This is a genomic window from Pseudomonas sp. D3, assembly GCF_029320995.1.
Lineage (GTDB): Bacteria > Pseudomonadota > Gammaproteobacteria > Pseudomonadales > Pseudomonadaceae > Aquipseudomonas > Aquipseudomonas paraveronii.
The window spans coordinates 1,107,461-1,121,977 of the sequence record NZ_CP119772.1 but is presented as its reverse complement, the minus strand read 5'-3'; the positions used below and the strand labels follow the sequence as shown (position 1 = coordinate 1,121,977).

The following is a 14,517-nucleotide window of genomic DNA, read 5'->3' as shown; positions in this document are numbered from 1 at the left end:
AAAAGTTTCACAAAGCATGGGCCAGCCAAGCTGGGCGCGATTTGATCTGGGTCAAGTCTGCGAATCGTCATCTTTCCAGGGCGCCGAGAGGTAACGGGAGCGGTTGAATGTCTCCAGCCATTCCGGGCAAAACACCACCAGGGCGCTGATCACCATGCCGTTGATGAAGGCCTCGGGAAAGATAATCAGCCACAGGTAACCGACAAAATCCTCGAGCCATTCCGGCATCGCGAAACGCCCGTCGAACCACAGCAACCCCAGCCCTGCCAACAGGCAGAGCAAGGCCGACAATGCGGCGGCAAAAAAACCGGAACAGAAGATATAGACGAAGGGGTTGCGCGGTTGTGCCCGTTCGACAAACACCGCGCAGATTTCAGTGACCAACACCGGCAGCACGATCAACAGCAGACCGTTGATACCCACTGCGGCCAGGTCCTGGCGGCCCAGTAACAGCAAGCCCATCTGCGCGGAAAAACCGCCGACGATTGCCAGCGGCCAGTCGAGCAGCAGGGTCACGGCCGTCATGCCGATAAAGTGGTAGGAGACCCCCGTATCGAAGTCGCGCCTCACCAACCACAGCATGAATAACGCGAACACCGTACCGAACAGCAAGTGCTGACGCCGCCGGTCAGCAAACAGCTCGACCCATGGCGAACGCAGGATCGCCCATAGCAGCACTGGCGCGTACAACAGCCAGCCGATGCTGAGGGTTTGCGGCGCCAGCACCGCCGCACTGATCACAGTTTCACCTGCTCCAGTGCCTCACGCAGCTCAGCAGCAGAGCCATACTCGTGGCGCGCGGTCAGCTTGCCGTTATCCAATTGCAGCCATAGCACTTTATCCACAGGCGCGGGATAACGCGGAGCGATGCGTGCGTCCCGGTCCAGCATGACTCGGTAGTTGTAGGACTGCATGGCCGGCACCGCGAACAGCTTGGCGACCAGCCGAGGCATACGCTGGATATCCGCGACAAACACCCCATGCCGCGCTTCAAGATAGCCTTTGGGCTGGCCCTGCAGGGCCGCGTCTACCAGCTTGGCGGCATCCATGCCACGGGCCACTAACAAGATCTGTGCCTGGTCATCCAGGGTGTAAGCCTGGTCGAACTGATCCAGCAGCGTCCAGGGTGCCACGCGCTCACCCACTTCAACCGCCTGGGCCCACACGGGCAACAGGCTCAACACCAGCACTGCGAAAAACTTCACTGCACACCTCATGCTTGGGAGAACGTCGAGTCGACAGTCTACACCGGGCTTTAGCGCAGGGACTTTCTAAGGTCTGAATGGATGGGAGCGGCAAGAGGACGCTGTCTCCGAGGACACACTCGCCGCCTTTAGTCGCGCCTTCTACGCATCGCTAACTAACCACTGAACCGCTTGATCCAATCCAGGCTTTCAACCGTGAGGCCGGTAGGACGGTATTCACAGCCGATCCATCCCTGATAACCGCGTTGCTCTAGTGCTGTGAACAAGGCGCAGACGTCCATGTTCCCCGTCCCCGGCTGGTGACGACCCGGACAGTCGGCGATTTGCACATGAACGGTTCGCTCATAAAAACGAGCCAGGACATCAGCCGCGTCTCCCGTCAGGCGCTGGGCGTGGTACAGATCAAGAATCAGCCCGACACTCGGAAAAGTCTCCAGAACTTGCTGCGCCTTGCTGAAGTCGGACATGGAATAGCCCGGCATTTCCTGCACGCAGATGACTTCGATCAGTGGACGCAAACCCTGGTCTTCAAGGTATTTCACCGCGTACTCCAGGTTTCCGCCGTACACGAGCGCCGCGTCATCCTGAGTGGTAATGCCCGACATGATGTGGACGTCCGAACACGCCAGCGCCTTTGCATAGCTGGCGGCCTGGAGCAAGCTGCTGCGAAAATCATCTTCCTTGCCATGCAACGCCGCGATGCCCTTGGTCACGCCGGTCGGCGCAGCAAATTGAATCAACGGCAGGTTGTGTTGACCCAAGTGATCAGCCAGCAGGCTCGCGTCGAACTCATAAGGCGACGGGAATTCAACCGCGCGAAAACCAGCGGCGGCGGCGGCTTCGATGCGTTGCAGGAATGGCAATTCATTGAATTGAAAGCCAAGGTGAGCGTTGAATTTAAGCAGAGGGCAGGTATCCGTCCTGGAAAGGAGCTTCACAAAGGTTGTTCAACACGTGCCTGTGCCTTTGGCGCAGACACTCGGCGCGGCTTGGTATGGTATTTTCCCACCCCAGTTCGATAGGGGGCCCGGCCCCGATAGGAACAGACTGACGCCGACCATTCGAGAGAGAGCCTGTGATCAAGAAAGACCTTGCCTTGCAGTTGGCGCCGCACGTCATCGACATGCTTCGCGCCAGGTCGATGCGGGCCGGTGAGCCCTTGCGCGAGCAGACGTTCGCGCAAGCGCTGGGTGTTTCGCGCTCGCCTATCCGACGAGTGTTTGCCTTGCTTGCCGAGTGGAATCTTGCGACCCAAGAGCCCAATCGCGGCTACTTTCTGAAACAAGACGCCGGGGAGATCCAGGCATCCGCATTCCCTCTCGCCAGCGACCCTTTCGAAGACTTTTATCTTCGCGTAGTCGACGACGTTTTGGCTGGCGAAATACCTGGCCACTTTTTCGAAGCTCAGCTGTTGCGGCGTTACGAAGTGCCCCGAGGGCAATTGCTCAAGGTGTTGAACAGACTGGCTGGCGAAGCCATGGTGGAGCGCAAACCGGGGCAAGGATGGGAGCTCAAAGACTTCGTGCATAACACGAAGGCTCACATCCAGAGCTACCGCTTCCGCATGGCTATCGAGCCAGCCGCCCTGCTCGAACCCGGCTATCAGGTAAACCAAGCCGCATTTGCCAGCGCCAGGCAGCAGCAACAGGCCCTGATTGATGGGGGGATCAACACGCTGTCCCGCGCCCAACTGTTCCAGATCGGCGCCCAATTTCACGAACTGATCGTGCAGTGCTCGGGGAATGTCTTTTTCATTGATGCCCTGCGCCAGCAGAACCAGCTCCGGCGTTTCATGGGCTACAAAGCGAATATCGATCGCAGTCGCCTTGTGACGCAATGTCAGGAACACATCCAGTTGCTCGACCTCATCGAGTCCGGCCGCCGCGAAGAAGCCGCGCAATTTCTCTGGAGGCACCTGGACGAAGTGGGCCGACTCAAAACTCATCAGGGCATCCTGCCAAAAAATGATGGGATCTAGAGAACACCGCTGACGTTGATAGGAGCGCGCGCTCTGAAATTCGTACATCAGCTTAGCATGATTGTTTCTCATGATAACAAGATACAAAATAGTGACCAGCAGACTTTATCCTTTCGCGATAGAGTTTGTTTTTAAGATCACATTTGGGCGCTAAGCTGCACGCATGGATGACTCAGATTATTTGCGCCTGCTCACCGTAGCAGCCGAACAAGCCAATGCGTTCCTGTCCAATGCCCGCAAATGGGAGCGTGAGCGTTGGGTCTGCCAGCGCCTGCTGCAAGGCCTGAACGTGCCGTACCGCGCCGAAGAGTTTCATGCCGCCGGGCAAGAACCGCCGGACGTGCTGTTTCGTGACGCCAGTTTCGAGGTGTTTTTCGTGTTGGACGAGGGACGCCGCCTGAACGATGAATGGCGCGACGAATTGCTGCGCCGACGCAGTGCATTCTCCCTCAGCCAACTGGTCAGGCGCGAAGCCAAGCCACGGCGGATTCCGGCCCATGAATTCCTGCTGCGCCTGGCGCCGACCCTGCGCAAAAAAGCGCACAACTACAAGGAACGCGGGATGGACCTGGGCGAGTTGGATCTCGTCGCCTTCGCCAGCCTCAAGCGCGAGGTGCTGGACCTCAACAGTCATTTCCCGCCGCCCACCGAATACCTGCGCCAGGGCTGGCGCTCGCTGTCGCTGGTGGGACCGACGTTTGCCCGGGTGCTGTTCGCCCACCCGGACGCGCCGGACTTCTTGCGCAACAATCTGGGCCGCAGCATCGTGTTCGACGTAGGCATCAGCCTATGACTCGGGCACAGGCTACGCTTATGGCGATATCGCCAACCGCCTGAGTGTAACGTGGCGCCCTTTTGCAACGTCTACCTGACGAGGCCTTATATGACCAGCCGCCTGAACCCCGACGACCAACAGCATGTCGAAGAGTACCTGCAACTCTCCCAGAACCGAGTCGAGCGCAAGCCTTTCCGGCCGTGGCTGCTCCTTGGCGTGGTGCTGGTGGTGGTGATCGGGCTCGGCCTGCTGAGCCGCCTTTTGAGTTACCTGACGCTATGAGCTGCCTGGCGCTCGCGGGGGTAACTGCTCCGATTTTTTTTAGCCTTGCGAGATATCCCCATGACCCATCGTATTATTGTCGTCGGCGGCGGTGCCGGCGGCCTGGAGTTGGCTACCCGCCTGGGTAACACTCTGGGCAAGCGCGGCAGCGCCAGCATCACGCTGGTGGACACCAACCTGACCCATATCTGGAAACCGCTGCTGCACGAAGTGGCCGCCGGCTCCCTGAACTCTTCGGAAGACGAACTCAATTATGTCGCCCAGGCGAAATGGAACCACTTCGAGTTCCAGCTAGGGCGCATGAGCGGGCTCGACCGTGAACAGAAGAAAATCCAACTGGCCGCGACCCTCGACGAAGAAGGCCGCGAGCTAGTGCCTGCACGCGTGCTCGACTACGACAGCCTGGTGATCGCGGTCGGCAGTACCACCAACGACTTCGGCACCGAAGGCGCGGCGCAACACTGCCTGTTCCTCGACACGCGCAAACAGGCGGAGCGCTTCCATCAGCAACTGCTCAATCACTATCTGCGCGCCCATGCTGGGCAAACCGACGTGGTCGAAAAAATCAGCGTCGCCATCGTCGGCGCCGGCGCCACCGGGGTTGAACTGGCGGCCGAGCTGCATAACGCCGCCCATGAACTGGCGGCCTATGGACTGGACCGGATCAAACCGGAAAACATGCACATCACCCTGATCGAAGCCGGCCCACGGGTCTTGCCTGCCCTGCCGGAGCGGATCGGCGGGCCTGTGCATAAAACCCTGGAGAAGCTCGGCGTGACGGTGCTGACCAATTCGGCGGTCAGCGAAGTGACGGCCGACGCACTGATCACCAGCAGCGGCCAAGTGATTCCGGCCAGCCTGAAAGTGTGGGCCGCCGGCATCCGCGCGCCGGGCTTCCTCAAGGACATCGACGGCCTGGAAACCAACCGCATCAATCAACTACAGGTGCTGCCGACGCTGCAAACCACCCGCGATGAAAACATCTTCGCCTTCGGTGACTGCGCCGCCTGCCCACAACCCGGCACCGACCGCAACGTACCGCCACGGGCCCAAGCTGCGCACCAGCAGGCTTCATTGCTGGCCAAATCGTTGAAACTGCGGATCGAAGGCAAGGACCTGCCGTCGTACAAGTACACCGACTATGGCTCGCTGATCTCGCTGTCGCGCTTCTCGGCGGTGGGTAACTTGATGGGCAACCTGACAGGCAGCGTGATGCTGGAGGGCTGGCTGGCGCGGATGTTCTATGTGTCGCTGTACCGCATGCACCAAATGGCGCTGTATGGCGTCTTCCGCACGGCAATGCTGATGCTGGGCAGCCGGATTGGGCGCGGAACCGAGCCACGTCTCAAACTTCACTAAACACGCGGTCAATGTGGGAGGGGGCTTGCCCCCGATGATAGTGAGTCAGCTAAATAATGAGTGGCTGACACACTGCTATCGGGAGCAAGCCCCCTCCCACATTAGTTTTGTGTTGGATTTGAGATAATTTCAGGCAAAAAAAATCCCCGTATCTTTCGATACGAGGATTTTTAATATGGTCGGGGTAAGGGGATTCGAACTCCTGACATCCTGCTCCCAAAGCAGGCGCGCTACCGGACTGCGCTATACCCCGGTAAAAAAAGGCGACCTCTCAGCCGCCTTCTGCGATCAAGGCTTTTGGCCGCTGATCTTAAGATCTGATTCCAGCGCTAACTGGTCTCAAAAATGGTGGGTCGTGTGGGATTCGAACCTACGACCAATTGGTTAAAAGCCAACTGCTCTACCAACTGAGCTAACGACCCAAAAATGGTCGGGGTAAGGGGATTCGAACTCCTGACATCCTGCTCCCAAAGCAGGCGCGCTACCGGACTGCGCTATACCCCGGTTTTGAAATTGGCTCCGTGACCAGGACTCGAACCTGGGACCCAATGATTAACAGTCATTTGCTCTACCGACTGAGCTATCACGGAACTACACATTTCAAATGTACAACTTTTACTGCGATGTAACCTTCTCTTCGACCCTTCCGTATCGCTACGTTAGCGTCTCTGAGGCGCGCTATTCTACAATCTTAAAAACCCCTGTCAACCCTTTAAATTGCTTTTAAGACAATGATTTGCGCTTCTTTCTGATTTCTTCTTGGGGAGAAGAAACCCGTGGGCTGACGTTGCTGCGGGGCGCACTTTACAAGTCTTTGCCTTACAGTTCAACGCCCTATCGAAAAAAAAGGCCTCGCAATGCGAGGCCTTCCCTTTATAGCCCTATGGACTGGACTCAGTGGAAGACGATTTCGTCGTTTTCCACCGTGGCCTTGACGCTGGTGCCTGGCATAAAGCTGCCCGACAGAATCAACTGCGCCAGCGGGTTTTCGATCCAGCGCTGGATCGCACGCTTCAATGGCCGTGCGCCATACACCGGGTCGTAACCGACCGCGATCAGCTTGTCCAACGCCTCGCGGCTCAGCTCCAGCGACAGCTCGCGCTCGGCCAGACGGCCGCGCAGACGACCCAACTGGATCTCGGTGATACCCGCGATCTGATCCCGTGCCAACGGCTCGAAGATCACCACTTCATCGACCCGGTTGATGAATTCCGGGCGGAAGTGCGAGGTCAGCGCATCCATCACAGCGGCGCGCTGGCCTTCACGATCACCCACCAGTTCCTGGATCTGTGTCGAGCCCAGGTTGGAGGTCATCACGATCACCGTGTTGCGGAAATCCACAGTACGCCCGTGGCTGTCCGTCAGCCGGCCATCTTCCAGCACCTGCAGCAAGATGTTGAACACATCCGGGTGGGCCTTCTCGACCTCATCCAGCAGGATCACCGAGTAAGGCTTACGCCGTACCGCTTCGGTCAGGTAACCGCCTTCCTCGTAGCCTACGTAGCCCGGTGGGGCGCCGATCAGGCGAGCCACGGAATGTTTCTCCATGAACTCGGACATATCGATCCGTACCATGGCCTCTTCGGTATCGAAGAGGAACTCGGCCAAGGCCTTGCACAGCTCGGTCTTACCCACACCGGTCGGGCCGAGGAACATGAACGAGCCACTCGGACGATTAGGGTCGGACAACCCGGCACGGGAACGCCGCACCGCGTTGGACACCGCGACCACCGCCTCTTCCTGGCCGATCACGCGCTGGTGCAACAGGCTTTCCATCTTCATCAGCTTGTCGCGCTCGCCTTCGAGCATTTTCGACACGGGGATACCGGTCCACTTCGAGACGACTTCGGCAATTTCTTCCTCGGTCACCTTGCTGCGCAGCAATTGGTTCTCGCTGTGTCCATGCTGGTCGACCATCTGCAGGCTGCGCTCCAGGTCCGGGATCACCCCGTACTGCAACTCGGCCATGCGGTTCAGGTCACCCTTACGGCGTGCGGCTTCCAGCTCCTGGCGCGACTGCTCGATCTTTTGCTGGATCTGCGCCGAACCCTGTACTTCGGCTTTTTCCGCGTTCCAGATTTCCTCGAGGTCCGAATACTCGCGTTCCAGACGGAGGATTTCTTCCTGGAGTTTTTCCAGGCGTTTTTTCGCCGCTTCGTCCTCTTCTTTTTTCAGTGCCTGGGATTCGACTTTCAGCTGAATCAGGCGCCGATCCAGACGGTCGAGCACTTCCGGCTTGGAGTCGATCTCCATACGGATACGGCTAGCCGCTTCGTCGATCAGGTCGATGGCTTTGTCGGGCAGTTGCCGGTCGGTGATATAGCGATGGCTCAATTTGGCCGCCGCAATGATCGCGCCGTCAGTGATCGCCACCTTATGGTGGAGCTCATAGCGTTCTTTCAGGCCCCGCAGGATCGCGATGGTGTCCTCTTCGCTCGGCTCTTCCACCAACACTTTCTGGAAACGCCGCTCAAGGGCAGCATCCTTCTCGATGTACTGGCGGTATTCGTTGAGCGTAGTGGCACCCACACAGTGCAACTCGCCCCGCGCCAAGGCAGGCTTGAGCATGTTGCCAGCGTCCATTGAGCCTTCGCCTTTACCAGCGCCGACCATGGTGTGCAGTTCGTCGATAAACAGAATGATCTGCCCTTCCTGCTTCGACAGCTCGTTAAGCAGGGATTTGAGGCGCTCTTCGAACTCGCCACGGAATTTGGCGCCGGCGATCAGCGATCCCATGTCCAGGGACAGCAAACGCTTGCCTTTCAGGCCGTCTGGCACTTCACCGTTGATGATGCGCTGGGCCAAGCCCTCTGCGATCGCGGTTTTACCCACGCCAGGCTCCCCGATCAGCACTGGGTTGTTCTTGGTGCGACGCTGCAGAACCTGGATGGTGCGACGAATTTCGTCGTCACGGCCGATCACCGGGTCAAGCTTGCCTTCTTCGGCGCGCTTGGTCAGGTCGACAGTGTATTTATCCAGGGCCTGGCGCGACTCCTCGTGGTTGGGGTCGTTCACCGCTTCGCCGCCACGCAGGTTGTTGATGGCGTTTTCCAGGGCTTTTTTGCTCACGCCCTGGCCCAGCAACAATTTGCCGAGCTTGCTATTTTCGTCCATGGCGGCGAGCAGCACCAGCTCGCTGGAGATGAACTGGTCGCCCTTCTGCTGGGCCAGACGGTCCGCTTGATTGAGCAGGCGCGCCAAATCCTGGGACATATTCACGTCGCCGGTAGGATTCTGGATTTTCGGCAGTTGGTCGAGCTCTTTGCTCAACTCCTTGCGCAGGCTGTTGACGTCGAAGCCCACCTGCATCAGCAAGGGCTTGATAGAACCACCTTGCTGTTCCAGGAGCGCCTGCATCAAGTGGGCGGGCTCAATGGCCGGGTGGTCGAGGCCAACCGCCAGGGATTGGGAGTCGGATAAGGCCAATTGCAATTTACTGGTTAAACGATCAATACGCATTAGTCACCTTCCTTTTGAGCAGGCCGGAGCTACAAACACATCCTGAATGAAGAAACCTGCCAGATAGCACTATAGATGTGGTCGATTCTGGGAGATTCAAGCTTCCAACTATTGACGTAGATCAGAAGAGTCTAGCGCTCCAGCCAAATAAGGGAGGCGAACCGACCCGTAAGTGGACTGCGACGATAAGAAAAGAAGCGCGGATCGCTCACAGTGCAGAGCCCGCCACCATAAACAGCAGTGATACCGCGTGCGGCCAGGCGCAGACGAGCCAGTTGGTAGATGTCGGCCATGAACTTGCCGGGATTGCGGCTGGGCACAAAGGCCTGGGCGGTGCCCGGCAGTTGCTGCACGAACGCTTTCCGCACTTCCGGGCCGACTTCGAAGGCTTGCGGGCCAATGGCCGGGCCCAGCCAGACTAGTATGTCGGCAGGCTCGGCTTCCAGACTTTCGACTGCGGCTTCCAGCACGCCTGCGGCCAAGCCACGCCAACCCGCATGAGCGGCGGCGACGCGCGTGCCGGCGCGGTTGCAGAACAGCGCAGGCAAGCAATCAGCAGTCATGGAGGTGCAGGCGATGCCCGGCGTACTGGTCCAACTGCCATCGGCTTCGGCAATGCGCCCGGGGTCGGCCTCGACCACGCTCACTCCGTGGACTTGGCGCAGCCACGCCGGCTGGATATGAAAGGCTTCGGTGAGGCGACGGCGGTTCTCAAGCACAGCCTCAGGGCTGTCCTCGACGTGATCGCCCAGGTTGAGGCTGTCGAACGGCGCCAGGCTGACGCCGCCCGCACGGGTGGTGACGCAGGCCTTGACCTGAACCGGCGCGGGCCAGTCAGGAATCAGCCAGTTACTCACCCGACAAATGCCTCGCGATCCTGCTTGAGTAGCGACAGCAACCAGACCAAATCGTCCGGCAGAGGCGATTCCCAGCTCATCCGCTTACCGCTCGTCGGATGATCCAGCTCCAGGAAACGCGCATGCAGCGCCTGGCGCGGAAAGGATTTCAGCGATTCAACCATGGTGACACTGGCCGCTGGCGGAATACGGAAGCGACCACCGTAGGCAGGATCTCCGACCAACGGGAAGTTGATGTGCGCCATGTGTACGCGAATCTGGTGGGTACGGCCGGTTTCAAGCTTGACCCGCACATGGGTGTGGGAGCGGAAACGCTCCAGCACACGGTAGTGGCTAACGGCCTGTTTGCCGCCTTCCATCACCGCCATACGCTGGCGCTGCTGGCCGTGACGGCCGATAGGCGCGTTGATCTTGCCACCCGCCACCACGACGCCGATTACGATGCACTCGTAAATCCGGCTGACGCTGCGACTCTGCAACTGTGTAACCAGCTGCGTCTGGGCCTGAATGGTCTTGGCCACCACCATCAAGCCGGTAGTGTCCTTGTCCAGGCGGTGTACGATGCCGCAGCGCGGGACATTGATGATGTCCGGCACGTGGTGCAACAGGGCATTGAGCAAGGTGCCATCAGCGTGCCCGGCCGCCGGGTGAACCACCAGGCCTGCGGGTTTGTTGATGACCAGGATGTCGTCGTCTTCATAGACGATGTCCAGCTCGATGTCCTGGGCGACCCATTCTCCCTGGGCTTCCTGCTCGGCAGTCAGCTCAAGAATCGCACCGCCATGGACTATGTCTCGCGGGCGGATAACCGCTCCATCCACAGTCAGGCGGCCGTCTTTGATCCAGGCGGAAAGGCGCGAGCGCGAGTGCTCAGCGAATAATTGTGCGGCGACTTGATCGAGGCGTTGGCCGCCCAATTCGGACGGCACCTCTGCGCGAAGTTCAATTTTATCGGACATGCTCAGACTAGGCGTGGCACAGCCTTTGGTTTCGGCTGCGCGCTTGTGGTTAAATACGGCGTCTTTTGCCCCGATGCTTTCAACGGGGCGCTCATCATAACAGGACGGCCCCGCCCAAGACAGCGGCCGTCATAGGGACGCAAGCCGCCATGCAAGTGAAACACCTGCTGCTGATCGCCATCCTCGCCATGACTGCTGCTTGCTCGTCAACAAAGGAAGTCGTCGACGAAAACCTGAGCGAAGTCGAGCTTTATCAACAAGCTCAAAAAGACTTGGACAATAATAGCTACACCAGTGCCACAGCCAAGCTGAAGGCCCTGGAGTCGCGCTATCCGTTCGGACGCTACGCCGACCAGGCACAGCTCGAGCTGATCTACGCCAACTACAAGAACGCCGAGCCGGAAGCTGCCAAGTCCGCCGCCGAGCGTTTTATCCGCCTGCACCCGCAGCACCCGAACGTGGACTACGCCTACTACCTCAAGGGCCTGACCTCGTTCGACCAGGACGTGGGCCTGCTGGCGCGCTTCCTGCCGCTGGACATGACCAAGCGTGACCCGGGCGCTGCCCGCGACTCCTACAACGAGTTCGCCCAGCTAACCAGCCGCTACCCCAACAGCCGCTACGCGCCGGACGCCAAGCAGCGCATGATCTACTTGCGCAACCTGCTGGCCGCCTACGAAATCCACGTGGCTCACTACTACCTGACCCGTCAGGCCTACGTGGCCGCTGCCAACCGTGGTCGCTATGTAGTGGAAAACTTCCAGGAAACCCCTTCCGTGGGTGACGGCCTGGCGGTGATGACCGAGGCTTACCAGCGCCTGCACCTGGACGCCCTGGCGACCACCAGCCTGGAAACCCTGAAACTCAACTACCCGGACCACCCAAGCCTGCAAGACGGCCAGTTCGTACCTCAGGTTGCCGAAGCCGACAACCATTCGTGGCTGAGCAAGTACACCCTGGGCCTCATCGAGTCCCGCCCACCGCTGCCGCCGGGCGAAACCCGCGCCAACCAGGACGTGATCAAGCAGTACCAGGACGCCAAGGAAGCCATCCCTGCGGACCTCAAGCCCCATGATGAAAATGGCAATGTGATCGAAGAAGAAGCCCCCCAAGCCCTGGGCAACAACCAGGATCGCTCGTGGTTCAGCTACATGACCTTCGGCGTGTTCGACTGATCATTCGACGCAATGTAAAAAGGGAGCCCCTCGGGGCTCCCTTTTTTATGCGCAAGCATTATTGCGCTGTGCGCCTGCCGCGTCCTTGGCTAAACTGGCGCATTCCTTGTCGAGAAACTACCCATCATGGTTCGTCTACTGTTCTGGATTGCCGTCATTGCTGCTGCGGTATGGTTCTGGCGCAAATTCAAAAACCCGGCCATCAAACAGCAGCGCTCCGGCGAACCCGACGCCACGCCGATGGTGCGCTGCGCCCACTGCGGCGTGCATCTGCCGCAGGACCGAGCACTGAGCTCACGGCAAGAATGGTATTGCACCCAGGCGCACCTGGAACAAGGGCCGAAAGCTATCCAACGTTGATCCGACCTGCCGGCGCATAGGGTGCGGGGTCGATGATCGGCGTGCGCTCCAGCAGCAAATCGGCGAATAACTGGCAGGACGCAGGCGCCAGCACGAGGCCGTTGCGGTAATGCCCGCAATTGAGCCACAGCCCGTTGAAACCAGGGACCGGGCCGATGTAGGGAATACCTTCCGGCGAGCCTGGCCGCAGGCCCGCCCAATGGCCCACCACCTCGGCATCCGCCAAGGCGGGAATCAACTCCACGGCCGAAGCCTTCAGGCTCTCCAGCGCCGATTCGGTCGGCGTCTTGTCGAACCCTTGATGTTCCAGGGTACTGCCAATCAGAATGTGCCCGTCACGACGGGGGATCGCATAACGTCCCTTGGCAAGGACCATGCTCGACAGAAAGTCCGAGGCGCATTTGTACAGAATCATCTGGCCTTTGACCGGCTCAACCGGCAGTGACAATCCCAGTTTGCCCAGCAATTCCCCACTCCAGGCACCCGCAGCAAGCACGACCTGATCACCAAGAACCGGCCCAGTGGGCGTATTCACCCCGACGACGTTGTCGCCGTCCAACACAAACCCGTCAACTTCGCACTGCTCGTGAACCGTCACGCCAGGGAGCGCCAGCAGCGCCGCCTTGAGGGATTTGATCAGGCGCGGGTTGCGCACATTCGCCACATTCGCCATGTAGATCGCCTGGGAGTAGCCACCGCCGAGCACCGGAACCGCATTATGGACGGCCGACACAGCCACCTTGCTCAATGGTCGCCCTTCGCGCGCGGCCCAGGCCAATGCGTCGGCTTCATCTTCCAGGTCCAGCCAGTAGAGGCCGGTGGTGTGAACCTGAGGGTCAACGCCGGTATCAGCAAACAAGCGCTCGGCCAGTTGTGGATAAAAGTCCTGGGACCAATGGGCCAAAGCCGTGACCGCCGGGCTGTAGCGCCATGGATACAGTGGCGAGACAATGCCGCCACCTGCCCACGAGGACTCCTGCCCGAGCTCCGAGCGCTCCAGCAGTACGACCGCCTGCCCCTGGGTCGCCAGATTGAACGCCGTCAACAAGCCGATTACTCCGCCACCGACAACCACCACTCGCTGTTGCTTAGCCATCATTTGATCCAGCCGATAAAAAGGGAAAAGCGCACTCGGCGCCCACTCATTCAGCACACCCATCACTGCCCCCAGCACGCCTTGCGTGACATTCCCGGCGCCGCTCCCGGATTGGTTCGCACACCGGAACTAGTCAGGCTGAATGCCCCGCACGCGTCGCCCGCCATGACAGAGTCGACGCCAGGTGTGGCCAGCAGGCTGAAATCCTGAGGGTTCAATACTGCAGTGATTCTATAGCGATCATTGCCAACGCTGACGCCGCTTGCATCAATAAAACTGGCGTTCTTCGTGTAATACCGCTCCAGATGCTGAGCGTGCTCGGTCAACAGCACGACAACTTCCGCGCGGTAGGCCCTGTTTACATGGCCGACATACCCCGGATAAGCGATACCGGCCAGCACAGCGATGATCGCTACGGCGATCAGCAATTCAATCAACGTAAAACCCTGGCTATCCATGCCCATTGCACTGCTCCTTAATAAAGTTGCCGCCACATCACTCGCCGAAACCGCGAGCGCCCGCCTTCATCCACCCTTGCATACATGGCCTCCAGCACCGTGCGCGACTGGCCACTGAGCCCCACCGCCGTGATTCGATACACCATTGCCGGCATCTGCGGGGGCAAGTGAACCAGCCCCACCGCCGGCCCGAGCGCTTGAACAGCGTAGAGACCGCCGCTCATGGCAACCCAGTTCACCGCCGAAACGGGATGGGTTCCAGGGCTTATCACCGAAGACGACTCGCGCGGCGGCGCGCAGGTGATGATCGACGAGCACACAGGCCCCGCACCACCGGCCTGACGCACACTCGCCTCCCCCAGCCTCAGGCCACTTTCGGCACTTTGCAGCGACTGGTTGCGGTGCCAGACACTGCTGGCGACCTTCTGCTGGGACACCGCACCTTGCATCGAAGACAATCCGATCAGCGATAGCAACAACAGGAACACCAGACTGATCAGCAGCACCATGCCCGCCTGCCGTCGTTCAACAATGCGAAACAGCGCCATGGTCGC

The 14,517-nt window shown here is 59.5% G+C and carries 15 protein-coding genes and 4 tRNA genes; 6 read left to right on the top strand and 13 right to left on the bottom strand.

All coding sequences use genetic code 11. From position 1 onward, the window contains the following. Window positions 1-51 precede the first annotated feature (51 nt). The 3 genes from P3S72_RS04925 to P3S72_RS04915 form a co-directional block, all read right to left on the bottom strand. The gene (locus P3S72_RS04925) at window positions 52-741 is read right to left on the bottom strand and encodes an energy-coupling factor ABC transporter permease (protein WP_276196476.1); all 690 of its coding nucleotides are present in this window, start codon (window positions 739-741) and stop codon (window positions 52-54) included. Then, window positions 738-1,205: an FAD/FMN-containing dehydrogenase gene (locus tag P3S72_RS04920; protein WP_276196475.1), complete on the bottom strand. Its 468-nt coding sequence runs from the start codon at window positions 1,203-1,205 to the stop codon at window positions 738-740. Before P3S72_RS04920 ends, P3S72_RS04925 begins: the two co-directional genes overlap by 4 nt. A gap of 155 nt (window positions 1,206-1,360) precedes the next feature. Continuing rightward, window positions 1,361-2,110 carry a TIM barrel protein gene (locus P3S72_RS04915; RefSeq protein WP_276197896.1) on the bottom strand — a complete coding sequence of 250 codons (750 nt, stop codon included), beginning with the start codon at window positions 2,108-2,110 and terminating at the stop codon, window positions 1,361-1,363. A 170-nt stretch (window positions 2,111-2,280) separates the two neighbouring features. Between P3S72_RS04915 and P3S72_RS04910 the strand changes: the two genes are divergently transcribed. The 4 genes from P3S72_RS04910 to P3S72_RS04895 all read left to right on the top strand — a co-directional run bounded on the left by P3S72_RS04910 (window position 2,281) and on the right by P3S72_RS04895 (window position 5,599). Beyond that, on the top strand, window positions 2,281-3,183 hold the full coding sequence (locus tag P3S72_RS04910; RefSeq protein WP_276196474.1) for a GntR family transcriptional regulator: 903 nt from the start codon (window positions 2,281-2,283) through the stop codon (window positions 3,181-3,183). Between the two features lie 163 nt (window positions 3,184-3,346). Next, entirely contained in the window at window positions 3,347-3,976 is a 630-nt protein-coding gene (locus P3S72_RS04905) for a DUF1780 domain-containing protein (RefSeq protein ID WP_076016478.1), read from the top strand. A gap of 90 nt (window positions 3,977-4,066) precedes the next feature. Continuing rightward, a complete protein-coding gene (locus tag P3S72_RS04900; RefSeq protein ID WP_016976295.1) occupies window positions 4,067-4,240 on the top strand; it encodes a DUF3094 family protein in 174 nt (57 codons plus the stop codon). Window positions 4,241-4,300: 60 nt separating this feature from the next. Then, entirely contained in the window at window positions 4,301-5,599 is a 1,299-nt protein-coding gene (locus P3S72_RS04895) for an NAD(P)/FAD-dependent oxidoreductase (protein ID WP_276196473.1), read from the top strand. A gap of 176 nt (window positions 5,600-5,775) precedes the next feature. On the opposite strand, the gene P3S72_RS04890 is transcribed toward P3S72_RS04895, so the two are convergent. From P3S72_RS04890 to rluD, 7 genes are all read right to left on the bottom strand, one after another. Further along, window positions 5,776-5,852, bottom strand: a tRNA-Pro gene (locus P3S72_RS04890). 93 nt (window positions 5,853-5,945) lie between these two features. Further along, window positions 5,946-6,021 (bottom strand) — tRNA-Lys (locus tag P3S72_RS04885). 5 nt (window positions 6,022-6,026) lie between these two features. Beyond that, window positions 6,027-6,103 (bottom strand) — tRNA-Pro (locus tag P3S72_RS04880). Between the two features lie 10 nt (window positions 6,104-6,113). After that, a tRNA-Asn gene (locus tag P3S72_RS04875) sits at window positions 6,114-6,189 on the bottom strand. 304 nt (window positions 6,190-6,493) lie between these two features. Then, on the bottom strand, window positions 6,494-9,058 hold the full coding sequence (gene clpB / locus P3S72_RS04870) for an ATP-dependent chaperone ClpB (RefSeq protein ID WP_276196472.1): 2,565 nt from the start codon (window positions 9,056-9,058) through the stop codon (window positions 6,494-6,496). Between the two features lie 131 nt (window positions 9,059-9,189). After that, a complete protein-coding gene (gene pgeF, locus P3S72_RS04865; RefSeq protein ID WP_276196471.1) occupies window positions 9,190-9,915 on the bottom strand; it encodes a peptidoglycan editing factor PgeF in 726 nt (241 codons plus the stop codon). Then, window positions 9,912-10,874 (bottom strand): 23S rRNA pseudouridine(1911/1915/1917) synthase RluD, encoded by a 963-nt coding sequence (rluD, locus tag P3S72_RS04860; RefSeq protein WP_247396680.1) that lies wholly within the window; start codon window positions 10,872-10,874, stop codon window positions 9,912-9,914. The genes pgeF and rluD overlap by 4 nt, the downstream gene beginning before the upstream one ends. Before the next feature lie 149 nt (window positions 10,875-11,023). On the opposite strand from rluD, the gene P3S72_RS04855 reads away from it, so the two are divergent. Next, window positions 11,024-12,049 (top strand): outer membrane protein assembly factor BamD, encoded by a 1,026-nt coding sequence (locus P3S72_RS04855; protein ID WP_276196470.1) that lies wholly within the window; start codon window positions 11,024-11,026, stop codon window positions 12,047-12,049. 126 nt (window positions 12,050-12,175) lie between these two features. Then, window positions 12,176-12,409 carry a PP0621 family protein gene (locus P3S72_RS04850; RefSeq protein WP_253393346.1) on the top strand — a complete coding sequence of 78 codons (234 nt, stop codon included), beginning with the start codon at window positions 12,176-12,178 and terminating at the stop codon, window positions 12,407-12,409. On the opposite strand, the gene thiO is transcribed toward P3S72_RS04850, so the two are convergent. The 3 genes from thiO to P3S72_RS04835 all read right to left on the bottom strand — a co-directional run bounded on the left by thiO (window position 12,396) and on the right by P3S72_RS04835 (window position 14,511). Beyond that, entirely contained in the window at window positions 12,396-13,505 is a 1,110-nt protein-coding gene (thiO, locus tag P3S72_RS04845; protein ID WP_276196469.1) for a glycine oxidase ThiO, read from the bottom strand. The genes P3S72_RS04850 and thiO overlap by 14 nt on opposite strands. Window positions 13,506-13,567: 62 nt before the next feature. Continuing rightward, entirely contained in the window at window positions 13,568-13,969 is a 402-nt protein-coding gene (locus P3S72_RS04840; protein WP_276196468.1) for a type IV pilin protein, read from the bottom strand. 11 nt (window positions 13,970-13,980) lie between these two features. Then, window positions 13,981-14,511, bottom strand: coding sequence for a PilX N-terminal domain-containing pilus assembly protein (locus P3S72_RS04835; RefSeq protein WP_276196467.1), 531 nt, complete (start codon window positions 14,509-14,511; stop codon window positions 13,981-13,983). Window positions 14,512-14,517 lie beyond the last annotated feature (6 nt).

Coding starts and splice junctions, on each gene's coding strand:
- P3S72_RS04905 (WP_076016478.1), top strand. CDS start 3,347: ATGGATGACTCAGATTATTTGCGCCTGCTCACCGTAGCAGCCGAACAA.
- P3S72_RS04900 (WP_016976295.1), top strand. CDS start 4,067: ATGACCAGCCGCCTGAACCCCGACGACCAACAGCATGTCGAAGAGTAC.
- P3S72_RS04895 (WP_276196473.1), top strand. CDS start 4,301: ATGACCCATCGTATTATTGTCGTCGGCGGCGGTGCCGGCGGCCTGGAG.
- clpB (WP_276196472.1), bottom strand. CDS start 9,058: ATGCGTATTGATCGTTTAACCAGTAAATTGCAATTGGCCTTATCCGAC.
- rluD (WP_247396680.1), bottom strand. CDS start 10,874: ATGTCCGATAAAATTGAACTTCGCGCAGAGGTGCCGTCCGAATTGGGC.
- P3S72_RS04855 (WP_276196470.1), top strand. CDS start 11,024: ATGCAAGTGAAACACCTGCTGCTGATCGCCATCCTCGCCATGACTGCT.
- P3S72_RS04850 (WP_253393346.1), top strand. CDS start 12,176: ATGGTTCGTCTACTGTTCTGGATTGCCGTCATTGCTGCTGCGGTATGG.
- thiO (WP_276196469.1), bottom strand. CDS start 13,505: ATGGCTAAGCAACAGCGAGTGGTGGTTGTCGGTGGCGGAGTAATCGGC.
- P3S72_RS04840 (WP_276196468.1), bottom strand. CDS start 13,969: ATGGGCATGGATAGCCAGGGTTTTACGTTGATTGAATTGCTGATCGCC.
- P3S72_RS04835 (WP_276196467.1), bottom strand. CDS start 14,511: ATGGCGCTGTTTCGCATTGTTGAACGACGGCAGGCGGGCATGGTGCTG.